We start from the raw sequence: 14,465 nt of genomic DNA on the forward strand, positions 1-14,465 counted from the left end.
ACGCTACCCGCTGTGAGGCGATTCTCCGCCACCCAGGTGCGCCGGGGCCGCCGCGCGCTCGGCCGCCCGGGCGATGTTGCGGGCCATCCCGCCGAACACCAGGGCGTGGAAGGGGCTCACCGCCCACCAGTAGAGGTGGCCGACCAGCCCGTGGGGGTGGAACACGGCGCGCTGCCCGTAGCGCGCGCGCCCGGGCCCGTCCTCCCGCACCTCCAGTTCCAGCCACGCCAGACCGGGCAGCCGCATCTCGGCGCGCAGCCGCAGCAGCCGTCCGCGCTCCACCTCCTCCACCCGCCAGAAGTCCAGCGAGTCACCCGCCCGGAGCCGCTCCGCGTCCCGCCGCCCCCGCCGCAGTCCGACGCCCCCCACGAGCCGGTCCAGCCAGCCCCGCAGCGCCCACGCCAGCGGGAAGGAGTACCAGCCGTTCTCGCCGCCGATGCCCTCCACGACCCGCCACAGCACCCCGGCGGGGGCGTGCACCGTCCGCTCCCGCCGGTCGGTGTACAGGCTGCCGCCCGCCCACCCCGGATCGGTCGGCAGCGGGTCACTGGGCGCCCCCGGCACGGCGGCCGACGACCAGCGGGTGTCCACCCGCGCGTCCCGGATCCGCTGCAGCGCCAGCCGCAGCGCCGCGTCCAGACCGAGCAGCTCCTCCGGGGGCGGCGGAACGTACCGCCGGAGGTCCGACTCCGCGCACACCACCTCGTGCTTCAGCGACTCCGTCAGCGGCTTGGCGATCGAGGCCGGTACCGGTGTGACCAGCCCGATCCAGTGGCTCGACAGCCGCGGCGTCAGCACCGGCACCGGCACGATGAACCGCCGCGGCAAACCGGCGACGGCCGCGTACCGCTGCATCATGTCCCGGTACGTCAGCACGTCCGGCCCACCGATGTCGAACGTCCGGCTGACGTCCTGCGGGAGGGCCGCACAGCCGACGAGGTACCGCAGCACGTCGCCCACGGCGATCGGCTGTACCCGCGTCCCCACCCAGCTCGGCGTCACCATCACCGGCAGCCGCTCGGTGAGGTACCGCAGCATCTCGAACGACGCCGAACCGGAGCCGATCACCACCGCCGCGCGCAGCACCGCCGTCGGCACCCCGGAATCCAGCAGGATGCGCCCCACCTCGGCGCGGGAGCGCAGGTGCGGCGACAGCTCCTCCTCGGGCACGCCGGAGGGCGTCAGGCCGCCGAGATACACCAGGCGCCGCACTCCCGCGTCCCGGCACGCCCGTCCGAAGATTCGCGCGGCCCTGCCGTCCGTCTCCTCGAACTCCCGGCCGCTCCCCAGGGCGTGCACCAGGTAGTACGCCACGTCCACGTCGGACAGGGCCGCCCGTACGGACTCCTCGTCCGTCACGTCCCCGCGCACCACGTCGACGTCACCGGCCCACGGGTGGTCGCGCAGCTTCTTCGGGCTGCGCGCCAGGCACCGCACCCGGTACCCGGCGGCCAGCAGCTCCGGCACGAGCCGACCCCCCACGTAGCCGCTCGCTCCCGTCACCAGTACCCGCCGCGGTTCGTCGTTCACGCGGCCCATGCTCGACGGCCGCCGCCGCGCATGCAACACCGGCCCCGACAGGGCACTAGACTGAACGGCTGCCGTCTCTTTCCACCCCCGCCCCCTGGAGCTCTCACCGCCATGCCCACCGAAGACTCCCGGGGGACGAGCCCCGCACCGCTGACCGGCCACGCGTACGAGGTCGAGGTCGGACCGGTCGCGCACGGCGGCCACTGCGTCGCCCGTACCGAGGAGGGCCGGGTCCTGTTCGTACGGCACGCCCTCCCCGGCGAGCGTGTCGTCGCCCGCGTCACCGAGGGCCACGAGGACTCCCGCTTCCTGCGCGCCGACGCCGTGGAGATCATCGAGGCGTCCAAGGACCGCGTCCCGGCCCCCTGCCCGTTCTCCGGCCCCGGCCGCTGCGGCGGCTGCGACTGGCAGCACGCCAAGCCGGGTGCCCAGCGCCGGCTCAAGGCCGACGTCCTCACCGAGCAGCTGGCGCGTCTGGCCGGCCTCACGCCCGAGGACGTCTCCTGGGACGGCACCGTCGAACCCGTCCCCGGCGACAAGCTGCCCGCCGGGGAGGTCCCCGCCTGGCGCACCCGCGTCCAGTACGCCGTCGACGCCGACGGGCGCGCCGGGTTCCGCCGGCACCGCTCCCACGAGGTCGAGCCCGTCGACCACTGCCTCATCGCCGCCGAAGGCATCGCCGAACTGGGCATCGAGCGGCGCACCTGGCCGCAGATCGCCTCCATCGACGCGATCGCCGCCAGCGGCTCCGCCGACCGGCAGGTCATCCTCACCCCCGAACCCGGCGGTCGACTGCCGCTCGTCGAGCTCGACCGGCCCGTCTCCGTCCTGCGGGCCGAGGAGCCCCGGGGCCGCAGCGGCAGCCGCGCCGTCCACCGGGTGCACGGCCGCCCCTTCGTCCGCGAACGGGCCGACGGCCGCACCTGGCGCGTCGGCGCGGGCGGCTTCTGGCAGGTCCACACCGCCGCCGCCGACCTCCTGGTGGACGCCGTCATGCGCGGCCTCACCCCCCGCAAGGGCGAGACGGCGCTCGACCTCTACTGCGGCGTCGGCCTCTTCGCGGGCGCCCTGGCCGACCGCATCGGCCCCGAGGGCGCCGTCCTCGGGATCGAGTCCGGCAAGCGCGCCGTCGAGGACGCCCGCCACAACCTCGCCGACTTCGACCGCGTCCGTATCGAGCACGGCCGCGTCGACCGCGTCCTGCCCGCCACCGGCATCACCGAGGCCGACGTCGTCGTCCTCGACCCGCCCCGCTCCGGCGCGGGCCGCGACACGGTGCGGCTCCTCACCGCCCTGAACCCGCGCCGCATGGCCTACGTCGCCTGCGACCCCGCCGCCCTGGCCCGCGACCTCGGCTACTTCGCCGAATCCGGCTACCGCGTCCGCTTCCTCCGCGCCTTCGACCTCTTCCCGATGACCCACCACCTCGAATGCGTCGCCATCCTGGAGCCGGCCACGAAGAGCTCCTGACCTGCGGCCTCGTTGACCCGGGAACCCGCGGTCGACCCGAGCACGGGCGCCACCGAGTGGCGTGGCGTCATCCGTGAGGGGCGCACCGTGCGCAGGCGCCGACCGCGGCACGCGTACATCGCTGCGGTACATGTGCTATTCGTGGTACATGTCTATGAAGCGAACGAACGTCTACGCTGACCCGGAAGATCTCGCGATCATCAAGGAAGCCGCGAAGCGGCGCGGTGTCAGCGAGGCCGAGATCATCCGCCAGGGCATCCATCTCGCGGCCATGGCCAACCGTGTCTGGGACGAGCCCCTCTTCTCCCGCACCTTCCGCGGGCCGGGTCGTACGCCCGACAAGGTCGAGGTGCGTGACGCCGTCGCCGACGCCGTGGGCCGCGAGACGGAGTCGGGTACCGCCGCGTGATCATCGTCATCGCGGACACCTCCGGGCTCCTTGCGGCGCTCGACTCCGCCCACCCGGAGCACCACGCGTCGAACGAGGCGATCATGTCGGCCGGGCTCCTGGTGATGTCCCCGCTGCTGCTCGCGGAGATCGACCACGTCGCCACGCGCGAGCTCGGCCGTGAAGCGGCGCTCAGTGCGGTCGACGACATCCGGCACTGGATGCGGCGGGGCCGTATCGCTCTGCCGGAGATCACGGACGATCATCTGGGTGTCGCCCAGTCGGTGCGGTCCCGGTATCGCGACCTCGATCTGGATCTCGCGGACGCGGTGAACGTTGCCCTCGCCGCCGAGTACGACACCGATGCCGTACTCACGCTCGACCGTCGCGACTTTCGAGCGGTGCGCCCACTGGGCCGGTTCAAGGCGTTCCGGGTCCTGCCCGACGACCTTCCGATCTGACGCGGCAGCCGCCCGGCTGTCCCTCGGACGCCCACCCCCTCGCGTACGTCGCCACCTTCCGTCACGCGAGCCCCCCCCGCGGCGGTCGGCTCTGACATGTCTGTGACGTGCTCGTGAACGGTGCGTCGGCGGCGGCGACGCCCGGCCGGTCAACCTGTACGGTGGGAAACTGTTGCCGCGAGGCAGTGACAGCGACAGGCAGGAGGTAGGGGGCCACCGGGACTCCCGAAGCGATGGACTCTCCCCCTTCCCCCTCGCACGACGTCGTCCGGAACCCGGTCAGTGACCTCGACCGGACGCCCTACGCCGTGCTGAGGCTCGGTCCCGACGGGGCCCCCGTCGGTCTCAACGCCCGGGCCGCGCGTCTGCTCGCGGTGGACGCCGGGCCGGCCACGGTGCCCGGGTGGCTCGCCGAGGCGCACCGGGGGCTGAGCTCCGCCGACGGTGAGGGCGACGGGTACGCCGGGCCGGTCGGCGACCGTCATCTCGAGGCGCGCCCCATGCCGGAACGCGACGGAACCGTGGCGTGGTGGCTGCTGGACGTCACCGACCGGGTGCGGGCCGATCGCGAGCTCCAGCTGGAGCGGGAGCGCGCGGCGGTGCTCGCGCAGGTCTCCACCGCCCTGCTGTCCGCCTTGAACGTGGACCGCTGTCTGGAGTTGATAGCACGCACCGCGGCGGATCATCTGGCCGAGGCCGTCGTGGTCATCGCCTCCGCCAAGGGCCGCCGGTACACCCTCGCCCTGGCCGGACGGGGCGGCCCGGTCACGCTCGACGAGCAGACGCTCGACCCCGCGCAGCTGCCCGGCCTGGCGGAGGCCCTCGCGGGCTTCCCGCCCCCCACCCCGCGCTGGATCGTCCCGGGCGACCTGCCGGACTGGGCCCTGGCGGCCGGTCCGCACGCCCCGGTGCGGTCCGTCAGTGTCATGCCGCTGCCCGGGCACGGCGAGTCGTCCGGGGCGTTGGTCCTGCTGCGGACCGCCGCCCGGACGGCGTTCGGGCCGGCCGAGGAGGTCTTCGTCCGCTCCTTCGCCGTGCGGGCGGGGGCGGCGCTGTCCTCCGCGCGCACCTTCGCCGAGCAGGCGGAGATCTCCACCGTGCTCACACGGGATCTGCTGCCACCGGTCCTCGGCCCCCTCGACGGCGTCGAGTACGCCGGTGCCTACCGGTCGGCGCAGGACGCCGACCAGGTCGGCGGTGACTTCTACGACGTCCATCCGGGAGCCGGTGACGGGGACGAGACGTTCGTGGTCCTGGGCGACGTGGCCGGCAAGGGCCTGGAGGCCGCCGTCCTCACCGGGCGCATCCGCAGCACGCTGCTGGCGCTGCTGCCCTTCACCGGGGACCACGGACGGGTTCTGGACCTGCTCAACCAGTCGGTGCTCCTCTCCCGCCACCACCGCTTCGCCACCCTCGTCCTCGCCTCCGTGCGCCGCGGCCCGGACGGTGTGACCCTGCGCATGACCAGTGCCGGGCATCCGCCGCCGCTGGTCGTCAGGGTGGACGGCTCGGTCGAGGAGGTGCCGACCCACGGCACGGCGGTCGGCGTCGTCGACGAGATCTCCTCCCGAACGGCCGGGGTGGTGCTGGCACCCGGCGAAACCTGCCTGCTGTACACGGACGGCGTCACCGAGGCGCGCGGCGGTCCCTTCGGGGACGAGTTCTTCGGCGAGGCACGCCTGGCCAAGGTCCTCGCCGAGTGTGGAGGCATGACGCCCCACGCCGTGGTGGAACGTGTCCAGGTGGTCGTGGGGGAGTGGGTCGGTGGGGGGCGGCACGACGACATCGCCACCGTCGCCGTCGGAGCGCCCCGGGTCCACGGAGCACCGGCCGCACCGTCCGGGGACGGGCCGTGAGCCGGCCGGCGCTCGACACGCTGCGGGACGATCTGTGGCGGGCGGTGGCCGACGGCGACGAGGCCGCGGCACTGGAGCTGGTCCGGGAAGCCCGGGGGTCGGTCGCCGACGCCGAGACGCTGCTGGTGGCCGTCGTGGCCGACCTGCAGGGGCGGATCGGCGCGGCCTGGGCCGAGGACCGGCTGTCCGTGGCGCAGGAGCACGCCGCGACGGCGATCAACGACCGGGTCGTCACCCTGCTCAGCACGCCCGAGACGGGCGGGGCGGCGCCACCGCGACGCGGTCGGGTGGTGGTGGCCTGTGTGGAGGGGGAGTGGCACGCCCTGCCGGCCCGCCTGGTCGCGGGCGTGCTGCGGCTGCGCGGCTGGCACGTCGACTTCCTCGGCGCCCAGACGACGACCCGGCACCTCGTCAACCACCTGCATCGGACCACCGCCGACACGGTGCTGCTCTCCTCCTCGCTCCCCACGCGGTTGCCGGCGGCGCACGCCGCGATCAGTGCCTGCCACGCCGTCGGAACCTCCGTGCTGGCCGGTGGCGCAGCCTTCGGCCCGGACGGCCGCTACGCCGGGCGGCTCGGTGCGGACGCCTGGGCGCCCGGTGCCCGCGAAGCCGCCGACGTCCTGGCGACCGGCGTGGAGACCTCCGCGTCCGGCGCGACCCGGCATCCCGTGGACGACCTGCCGCACCTGGCCGACCAGGAGTACACCCTCGTCGTCCGGGCGCGCCCCCGGCTGATCAAACAGACGCTCGCCGACCTGTCCGACCGGCATCCGGCCGTACGTCGCGATGACGACGAGCAGCGTGAACGCACCGCCGAGACCCTGGCCCACATCGTGGACTTCCTCGCCGCGGCCCTCTACGTGGACGACTCCGACGTCTTCACCGGCTTCCTCACCTGGTCGGCCGACATCCTGACCGCCCGGCGCGTCCCCGCGCTCTCCCTCCTGCCGGCCCTGGACTCGCTCGGGGAGCAGCTGCACGACTTCCCGCGCGCACGACGGCTGCTGGGCGACGGAGCCGCCGGGCTCACCCACCACACCCGCGCGTGACGGCTTCGGGAGCCGGCCCGGGTGCGCCCCGGACGCCGGGGGAGGCGGCGAGAGATCGTTTCTGCGGCCCGACGCGGCCGCACCCCGCCGACTCGGCCCGTGACGCCGTCGTCCCGCGAGAGCGCCCGGGTCAGCCCGACCCGTCCGCCAGCCAGTCGTTGGTCAGTGCCTGAGCGAGGTCTTCGAGCTGTCGGTGGGTCAGCGGCCGGAGATGGGACAGGTGGTTGCGTGCGTCGCTGAGCGTGCTCAGGCGGTGTCGCTGATCGGTCGTGAGGTCGAGGAGCCGGGAAGCCCGCTGGAGGTCGGCCACTTCCAGCTCGACCAGCGGCGCGGCGGGGAGTCGCCTGGTGATCTGGTACTGGGAGCGGGCCTGTTCGCGGAAGTGGTCCAGGCTGACCTCCTTGCGCAGGAGGCCCGGGACCAGGTCGATGAAAGCCGCGCGGCCCTCGTCTATGAGCGGCAGCAGGACGCGGTTCTGCGCGTGGCAGACGAGGGTGCGCAGTTCCGTGGAGCCGGGGTCGAGGAGGTGGTGACCGAGAACGGGGCGGACGTGCCCGTCCCAACTGTCGACGGCACCGCTCGACCAGGCGTCGCGCAGTTCCGCCGAGGGGGCGGAGGCGTGGGCCGTGGACATGCGGCGCAGCCGGGCCCGCTCCACGGCCGACGACGCGCGGGGCAGGACACCGGCCAGGGCGCTGCGCAGGGAGTCCAGGTCGCCGCCCGACCACGCTTCCCGGAGCGCGAGCGCGCTGTCCAGGTCGGGCCCGCAGACCTCGGCCACCACCGCGTCGGTGACCCGGTGGAACAGCGCCTCGGCGGCTCCGGCGTGCGGACGGGGCCGCCAGGCGAGCAGGACCTCGCTGTCCAGGCGGGTCCATACCCGCCACCACCAGTGGAGGGTGACGTGGTCGTGGCGTGGACCGATGCCGAAGGCGGTGTGGGGCAGGTCGCCCGAGCGGGCGGCGACGAGGAAGCGGGGGCGGTCTTCCGCGCCGATGCCCTCGTCGCGGAAGACCGCGTGCGCGGTGCGGAGCAGGCGTGCCAACTCCTCGGGTGAGTTCTCGACCCAGCCGCGCACCACGATCAGCGGCGGGGTGCCCGACGGCGTACCGTCCCGCGTGCCGTCATCGGAACGGGGATGCCGGCGATGGTCCGTTCGTCGGACGAGCTCGCTCAACGGGTCTCCCTCGACGCCGAGTTCCCTGGCCAGCCGTTCACTGAGCGACGTCGGGGCGGACGTGGGAGGCCCTGGGCTCGCGCCGAGACGTGGGAAGGACGGCGGCGGGGCGGCCGAGACGCCGGCCAGTGAGCCCAGCAGTGCTCCATAGGCGTCGTCGGCGTCGAAGGAGTTGTCGTCGGGCCAGAGCCCGGGGCCGTCGTCGCCCCCCGGTGACCGGTCCTCCGGCTCCGGTGCGGCGAAGCCGCGGTGTCCCACTGCGGCTTCGCCCGCACGGTCGTCGGTGGGTACGGTGACGGCGCCGGGGACCGGTATGGGCTCCACGAACCGGACGTACAGCTCCCGCAGAAACAGCTCGGCACGGCCGGAGCCGACCATCGTGTCCGGGAAGTACCAGACGCAGCTGCGGCCTGACCGCAGGTCCCGCTCCAGTCGGTCCAGATGCCGGCGGGGGCCGGGCAGGCGCACCAGGTCGCGCTCGGAGGCCGGCCGGGCCGGGGCGGCGGTCAAAGGTCGTCGCCGATCGCCTTGATGGCGCGGAACGTGACCGGGTCGAGGGTTTCTCCTCCGTCGGTGGCGTCGAGGACGCCGAGGTGGTCGAGGTGCTCCAACAGTCGCTCCGCAGCGGCCAGCGCGCCCTCGGCGTCGCTCTCCTCGTACAGACCCGCTGCGTGGAAGGCGGCCTGGAGAACCCCCGCGGTGGCGACCGCACCCCCGGCCCGATGCTCCTCCTCGGAGTAGAACTGGGCCCAGACGGCGAGTCGGTCGACGTCGTCGGAGCTCAGGCCCGCCAGCTGCAGATGGGCCTTGGCCTGCTCCTGCTCGGCCATCTTGGCGCGCAGGGCGTCGAACACCTCCTGCTGACGCATCCCGGAACGGACGTGGTGCATGGCCAGTTCCACCAGCGTCGGCCAGCCGCCGGTCACCTCGATCAGGCTCCGCCGCTCCGGTGGGGAGCTGAACGGTGACTCGGGCCAGGCACGCACGCTGTCCAGCGTCCACCGCTCGGGACGCACCAGCCCGGCGGCCGACGCCACCCCTGCGGCGGTGTCCGGGTCGCACAGGACGACGGCGTAGCGGCGCGGCACGGACGACGCCCTCTCCGAGCGGTTCCGGGTGACGCGGGTGTGGTCCAGGAGCCGGTCCGTGGCCTCTTGGAGCCGGGCGGTCCCCTGCCCCCTGAGATCGACGAAGAGCAGCCGGGAGCCGCTCTTCCGGCGGGAGTTGGCCGTGATGTGTTCGGTCAGGTCGTCATCTGGTCCGATGCGCACCACCGTCAGGCCGTGGCCGTCGGTGTGCAGCTGGACACCGCGCTCCACCAGTTCGGCGCTGAGCGCCGACGTGCAGGGCACCAGCGTGGTGCGGGCCGGGTGGGCCAGGATCTCGCTCAGCTGACCGTCGGTCAGGGGGTTCATCCGCTGCGCGCCGGTGCGCCGGTCGGTACCGAGGGAGCGCCGGGCGACGTTCGGGTTGTAGTCGTAGGGCAGGTCGAACTGGGTGTCGCGGAGTTCGTTCTCCAGCTCCGCCTGGGTGCCGAGCATGTTCACCACGTTGGGGCTGCGCATCGCGTACGCGCGCTCGTCGCCGGGGAGCCGGATGAGCAGCCCCAGGTTGACCATCTCGTCCAGGTAGATGGTCAGCTGCCGCTCGGAATGGAGCGGGAAGCCGTCCGGCCAGCGCTCGTGGGCCCGTTCGAGGAGCTCAGCGGGCCGGTAGCCGTGTCCGTGGCCCAGTTCCAGGCTACGCAGGGCGATGAGGAGGGCGAGGACGCGGTACCGGTCCTCCAGGTTGATCGTGTAGCGCAGACGCTCCGCGATCAGCCCCCGCACCTCCTCCATGCCGGCCACCTGCTGGACGTCCTCCCAGGTGATGGGGGCGTGCCGCCCTTCTGCGGGCATGGCACGCTGCTGCAGGTGGGTGACCAGGCGGTCGCAGAAGATCTGCAAGAGGTTGGCCTGGTAGTTCGTCAGGCCGAGGATGTGCCAGACGAGGTCCCGCGTCTCGAAGGTGAGACCCACCGCGGCCATGGGTTCCTCCACCAGTTCCACCGCGTCCTGCGGCTTCAGCGGGCCGACCGGCACGTCGCGGCCACCGTGCGCGGTGACCACGTTGATGAGCCGGTTGAACCTCTGGACCTGGTGGAGGCCGGCGAACACGACCTTGAAGTCCCGACCGGTGTCCTCCATCAGGCGCTGCAGCCGCTTCACGGTGGGGAAGGTGGACTGGCCTCCGCCGGTGTAGACGGCCTGGGCGTCCGCCGTGAGGAAGGCGTCGGCCTCGTCGGCGAGCAGCAGCAGACGGCGCTCGGGCCGCTCGGAGATCCACTGCTGGACCTCGTTGGCGATCACGTTGCCCGGTGCGCGGTCGGCGACGCTCTCACTGATCACGCCGCGCCGCTTCAGCTCCGCCAGGAGCATCCGCCAGATGCCCTCCGGTGGCTCGGCGTGGCCGATGTCGGCCTTCATCAGGTCGAGGTACACGGCGACCCGGTTCTCCCGGTCGTCCTTCTGGAAGACCTCCACCGCCTGCCTGAGCAGCGACGACTTCCCCAGCTGGCGCCCTCCGAAGAGGAAGATCGGCCCCTGCGGGTCGAGGACGGCGCGCATCTCGTCGGTGCGGCCCTTGAAGACCTCGGGGGGCACCAGACCCGCGACGTGCGGCGTGTACGGGGTGTAGCCCGTCCAGGGCAGGGTGACCTCCTGAACGGCACGGAAGGAGCGCGGCGCGTGCGCCGCGACCCATCCGACGACGGCCGGGTCGACGACCAGCGCCTGGTGGCTCCTGCCCCGTGACTCCTGGGCCAGCCTGCGTCGGCCTTCGACGCCCAGCGGCTGCGTGTACAGGATGATGTTGGCCTCGATCGCCGAGGCTGGCAGATGGCGCAGGGGCCCTTCACCGCGCAACTCGTCGGTGATCACGACGACCTTGTACATGCGGCGGGCGTGCGACCCGAGGGCGGCGACGTAGCCCGGCGTGCTCTCCGTGATGTCGGCCCGGACGCTCAGCCGCGTGACCCCCCACCGGGCTTCCTCCATGTTCGGCTGCGAGGCGTTGAGCCCGAGCAGCCGCAGCGCGCTGACGACCGACTTGCCGACTTTCCGGGCGTCCCTCGACTGACCGAGCCGATCCCAGGCGTCGAGACCGGAGACGGCGTTCTGCACCAGCGGATCGCCCGACGCGTAGTGGTCCGCCCACCAACGGGCGCTGCCGCCGGAGGCGTCGGGCCTGGGCGCGTCCGGGTGGGCGACCCCCGCCAGGAAGCGGGTGAGGACCTCTCCGGCGGCCTCGGCCGGCTCCGGCAGCGGCTGCCCCCGGCGGGCGAACGAGAGAAGCTCCTCAGCCGCCACCGTTTCACCGCGGTCCAGGAGGTCGCGGATCCGGCGCACGTCCTGCTCCGCCAGTCGTACCTCCCCCAGTTGGCGTCGCAGGTCGTCGCTACGCTCCCGCTCCAGGAGGCGCAGGTCCTCGGCGACCTGCTCGACTGCGCGCAGCCGCTCTCCGAAGCCGCCACCGTCGCTCTCCCCCTCCAGGTCCAGCAGGCGGCCGGTGAACCCGCGCTCGACCTTGTCGGTCAGCAGGTTCTGCGCACGCACCCGGGCCAGCGCGAGCTGGGCACGCCGGTGCCCCTCGGTGCACCTGTCCCTCCAACGGTCGGCCGCGTCGGAGAGCGACTGCCGCTGCTCGGCGAGTTGGGCCACGGCCAACTCGACGCCGGCCACCTCGCCCCGGGAGATCCGCTCCAGCAGGTGCCGGGCGAGGTGAAGGTCGCCGCGGTCGCGGTGCCCGGCGAGCGCGCGGGCCGGGTCGTTCGGGCCCAGCAGGTCCGCGAGCGCCGTGAAGTCCTGCGGGACGGTCAGGTCGGGCAGGTACCGGCCGTCCTGCGAGCGCCAGGAGAGCCCCGGCACCATCAGCAGCGCGTCCGCGGGAGGCGGGAACCGCACGTCCTCGCTCCTGGGCTCGGGGCTGTAGGACCGGTCGAGCCAACGCATCAGCAGGTCGAACAGGGCGCCACCCACGCCCGGGGGGCGCTCCGCCCCGCGGGCGGCCTCCAGCGCCACCGGCAGGTCCGGGTCGATGAGGCTGCTCCGCGACGCCGTCGGCGTCTCCGCGGCGCGCAGGGCGGTCTTCAGCAGGTCCTGGACGCTCTTGACGTGCGCGCGGAGTTGGAGTCGGGCCCCGGAGTGGATGTCGTTCTTGGCCTGCTTGGTGGTGCGCTTGATCCGGTCGGTGTCGTCGATCAGCCGGTCCGCCGCGTCGGCCCGCCGGAAGTGCTCCTCCATCAACGCGGACAGGGCCTGCGCGCCGCTCTTGCCGTCCTTCTTCGCCCAGTCCTCGATCGCGTGCAGGGTCCTGCCGAGCACGCCGTCGGGCGCGGCGAGGGTCTGGAGGACGACGGTGGCCCGCTGGTACCGGATCTTCCGTTGCGGCAGGTCGACCGCCAGCTGACGGGCCTGTTCGGCGATGCGTCCGAAGCGGTTGGCCTCGGCGGTCGCGGCACCGGCGCGCAGACCACCGGGTGTGATCTCCGTTCCCTTGCGCACGGCGAGCACCAAGCCGTCCAGCGCCTTCGCCCAGGGGTCGTGGAGACCGGGCACGGACGTGTGGTCGCCGGTGAGGAAGCTGCTCGCCCAGCGGGCCGCGATGCCGCTGCGTACGCCTGCCGTGAGGAGCATGAGCTGGGCTTCGCGGTCGTCCTCCAGGGGACGGCCGCGCGAAGCGGCGTCCAACAACTCCTCGGCCCTCACCTGCAGGTCGGAGGCAGCGGCGGGCGGGTTGTGGAACGCCGCGTCCGCGAAGGCGAGGGCGAGCGTGCGGTGCTCCGACGCGCCGGCTGCGCGGCTCAGCCAGTACGCCTCGGCGAGCCGCCCCTCGGCGACGAGCGCCTCGACGGTGGCCTCCGTGCCGCCCCAGCCGTCCGTCGGGGCGGGGGCCGGCTCCTCGGCGGCGGGCTCGACGCGGTCCTGCTCCGGGCTTTCGTGGTGGCCGGGGGGAGCGTCGTCGCGCAAAGCACCGCCGGTCCGGTCCTCATGGCGGGACTCGCCGGGGTCGGCGGTGACGAGCTCCGCCGTCCGGTCGTCGCGTGCGCGTGCTGCGGCCTCGTGCCCGGACGTGGCGGACGCCGTCGTCGCCGCCTCGCCCCCGTCCGGGGCACTCCCGATGCCGGCCGCTTCCCCGGCTCCCTCGCGCCGAGACGCCGGGCTGTCGTCCTGCGGCGGCACCTCGGAGTCCGTGCCGTCCGCAACGGCCTCGCTCTCCGGGCTCAGCGCCTCGTCCGGGGTGAGGGGTTCAGCGACATGTCCAGGAGGCTGCTCCTCGTCCGCGGCGTCCTGGTCCGCGTCCGGAGTCCTCCCGTCCGGGCCGGGGTCCGGCTGGACGGGGGTCCGCGCGGCGGGGGCCGTGCGGAGGGTCACCGGGCTCCCGTGGAGCCCGTGGATCCGCTCGTCGTACCGCGCGATCTGGTCAACGAGGTTCTGACGCACGAGGTCGTTGGTGGTCTGCTCGAGTAGCCGCACCACCTCGTCGCGCGCCCTCTCGACCTCGGCGATCTCCCGGGCGATCCGTGCCCGTTCCCGCTCCTCCTCGTACAGCCGCTCGATCAGGGCTTCGGCCCCGGCCCAGCCGGCATCCCCACTCCAGGGTTCTGCGGGCTCCGCATCCGTTTCCCCCGGTGGTACCGCTTCGGCGAGGGCGGTGGCCAGGAGGTTCCTGTCCCGCATCCACGCGGTGACGGAGTCCAGCAGGGCCTCGTGGTCGTCGGGCTGTTCTCCTTCCCGGACGGCAGCGGCCAACCTCTCCAGCGCGACGGCGAGTTCGGCGGCCCTGGCGCGAAGCGTGGAGACCTGCGAGGACAGGGTGTCAGGGTCCGCTGCCTCCGCCTCGGCCTCCGCGGTCGAACCGGCGCTCTCGTCGAGCGCCGCCTCGTCCCCGCCCCCGCTCCCCGCCTCGTCACGTGCCATCGCCCACAGGCACGGACGCTCCCAGACGTCGACCGCGGGCGGTTCTCCGTCCGTGGCCGCCGCCCTCCACAACTGCTCGGAGTGGCTCACCGTGAACCGGTGAGCGGGCAGATGGGAGGCGACCGACAGTCCGTGAACGACCAGGTGCGCGAGTTCGGGCGGCAGCATGTCGAGCATCGTCACCAGCTGATCCAGGTCAGGATCGGCGAGGGAGTCCTCCAGCCCCAACTCCGCGAGCTGCCGGCAACCGACGTTCAGACCGCAGTGGCCCAGGACGTGCAGCATCGCGTCCGGCGCCCGGCTGATCCAGAGCCGGGCGCCCGGCGCCCGTCGCCGTGCCGCCGGGGCGGGGGCGCCCGGGTAGTTCAGCACCGCCGGACCGTGCGTCTTCTCGACGTGACGCATGAGCCGGGCCACCAGGTGCGGCTGCCCCAGGAGCCACTGCCGGAATCCAGAAACGGAATGCATCGCCGAGCCCCCTCGCGTTCCGGTGCTCCGCGCAGGGGCAGCTGGTCGAAAGCCCGACGGGACCCACCTCCCGTGTGGGTCACCACTGCCTTGTCTCGCACCGTTC

Annotated in this window: 8 protein-coding genes; 5 read left to right on the forward strand and 3 right to left on the reverse strand. The window is 73.5% G+C overall.

Annotated elements, in window-relative coordinates; translation table 11 throughout:
* Nucleotides 1-3: 3 nt before the first annotated feature.
* Nucleotides 4-1,530: an SDR family oxidoreductase gene (locus tag IF129_RS14205; RefSeq protein ID WP_318153741.1), complete on the reverse strand. Its 1,527-nt coding sequence runs from the start codon at nt 1,528-1,530 to the stop codon at nt 4-6.
* Between the two features lie 111 nt (nt 1,531-1,641).
* On the opposite strand from IF129_RS14205, the gene IF129_RS14210 reads away from it, so the two are divergent.
* The 5 genes from IF129_RS14210 (at nt 1,642) to IF129_RS14230 (ending at nt 6,757) form a co-directional block, all read left to right on the forward strand.
* Nucleotides 1,642-3,000: a class I SAM-dependent RNA methyltransferase gene (locus tag IF129_RS14210; protein WP_191209993.1), complete on the forward strand. Its 1,359-nt coding sequence runs from the start codon at nt 1,642-1,644 to the stop codon at nt 2,998-3,000.
* A gap of 148 nt (nt 3,001-3,148) precedes the next feature.
* The gene (locus IF129_RS14215) at nt 3,149-3,409 is read left to right on the forward strand and encodes a ribbon-helix-helix domain-containing protein (protein WP_191209994.1); all 261 of its coding nucleotides are present in this window, start codon (nt 3,149-3,151) and stop codon (nt 3,407-3,409) included.
* The gene (locus IF129_RS14220; protein WP_191209995.1) at nt 3,406-3,849 is read left to right on the forward strand and encodes a PIN domain-containing protein; all 444 of its coding nucleotides are present in this window, start codon (nt 3,406-3,408) and stop codon (nt 3,847-3,849) included. The genes IF129_RS14215 and IF129_RS14220 overlap by 4 nt, the downstream gene beginning before the upstream one ends.
* Nucleotides 3,850-4,082: 233 nt before the next feature.
* Nucleotides 4,083-5,705, forward strand: a complete 1,623-nt coding sequence (locus IF129_RS14225) for a PP2C family protein-serine/threonine phosphatase (RefSeq protein WP_191209996.1) — start codon at nt 4,083-4,085, stop codon at nt 5,703-5,705.
* Nucleotides 5,702-6,757, forward strand: a complete 1,056-nt coding sequence (locus IF129_RS14230; protein ID WP_191209997.1) for a cobalamin B12-binding domain-containing protein — start codon at nt 5,702-5,704, stop codon at nt 6,755-6,757. Before IF129_RS14225 ends, IF129_RS14230 begins: the two co-directional genes overlap by 4 nt.
* A gap of 130 nt (nt 6,758-6,887) precedes the next feature.
* Here the strand turns inward: IF129_RS14230 and IF129_RS14235 are convergent, their stop codons facing one another.
* Both IF129_RS14235 and IF129_RS14240 read right to left on the reverse strand, forming a co-directional pair.
* Nucleotides 6,888-8,444 carry a hypothetical protein gene (locus tag IF129_RS14235; RefSeq protein ID WP_191209998.1) on the reverse strand — a complete coding sequence of 519 codons (1,557 nt, stop codon included), beginning with the start codon at nt 8,442-8,444 and terminating at the stop codon, nt 6,888-6,890.
* A complete protein-coding gene (locus tag IF129_RS14240; RefSeq protein WP_191209999.1) occupies nt 8,441-14,359 on the reverse strand; it encodes a hypothetical protein in 5,919 nt (1,972 codons plus the stop codon). Before IF129_RS14240 ends, IF129_RS14235 begins: the two co-directional genes overlap by 4 nt.
* Between the last annotated feature and the right edge of the window lie 106 nt (nt 14,360-14,465).

Source organism: Streptomyces chumphonensis (assembly GCF_014779715.1).
Classification (GTDB): domain Bacteria; phylum Actinomycetota; class Actinomycetes; order Streptomycetales; family Streptomycetaceae; genus Streptomyces; species Streptomyces chumphonensis.